General features: G+C 62.8%; 1 protein-coding gene. It reads right to left on the bottom strand.

Annotated elements, in window-relative coordinates; translation table 11 throughout:
• Positions 1–807: ABC transporter permease (locus GSQ92_RS16305; protein WP_216856842.1), on the bottom strand; the 807-nt coding region annotated here is incomplete at its 3' end.
• Positions 808–965 lie beyond the last annotated feature (158 nt).

Here is a 965-nt window from a genome sequence, read left to right as displayed (position 1 = left end):
CACCGGGGCGAAGGTCGAACCGCGGCCGCCTGTAATGCTAGTGCCGCCGAGAACCACCGCGGCGATGGCCTGCAGCTCAAAGCCGGTCGCGGCAGTAGCCTGGATCTCGCCAATCTGGCCTGCGAAGACCGCCCCCGCGAGACCGCAGCCAAGGCCTACTGCTACGAAGCAGCGGAATTTAACGAAGCCCGCACGCAGGCCAACGGCATCGGCGGCACGGCGGTTGCTGCCCACAGCGAGAATGTCACGGCCCCATTCAGTATGGCGATTGGCGATGTCGAAGACAGCGAAGACCAGTACCAGAAAGACGATGGGTGTGGGTACGCCCACAACCGTACCAAGTCCGAATTGACGGGCCGCATTTGGCACCAGCAGAATGCCGTTAGCGCCCAGCAATAGCACCACGCCGCGCAATCCAAGCAGCATCCCGAGAGTCGCGACGATGGAGGGTACACGGCCGATCGTCACGATGGCGCCGTTGAGCAAGCCAATAAAGGCTCCCACTGCGATCGAAGCAAGCAGCGGCAAGAGCAGCCCTGACGTGGCATGCGCCATTGTGGCGAAGGTGAACGCGCAGGCGGCGAGCAGGGAGCCGACTGAGACGTCAATTTCGCCGGACAGGATAACCTGATTGAGCGCGAGCGACACTATTCCCACCACTGAGACCTGGCTCACGATACTCAACAGGTTGGCCCCAGCCAGAAAGCGCGGCGTGGTGAGACCCAACAGGATCGCCATGATCACCAGAAAGGCGAGCGGCGGTGCTTCCGGCCGTCTGATGACGCGGCCGACCCACAGACCTTTCACACGACCGCTCCGGGATGCAGCGTGACATCCTCATTGTGCTCAGCCACGATTCCCGCAGCCGCAGCGCCGATCGCAGCGACAGGGAAGTCGGGACCTTCGAAGCTGCCAGTCAGACGGCCGCGATGCATCACTAGGATCCGGTCCGCCATCGATAACAG

Source organism: Acidisoma sp. S159, assembly GCF_009766125.1.
In the GTDB taxonomy this organism is placed as follows: domain Bacteria; phylum Pseudomonadota; class Alphaproteobacteria; order Acetobacterales; family Acetobacteraceae; genus Acidisoma.
The sequence above is the reverse complement of the archived record's forward strand: the minus strand, read 5'-3'. Positions and strand labels throughout refer to the sequence as shown.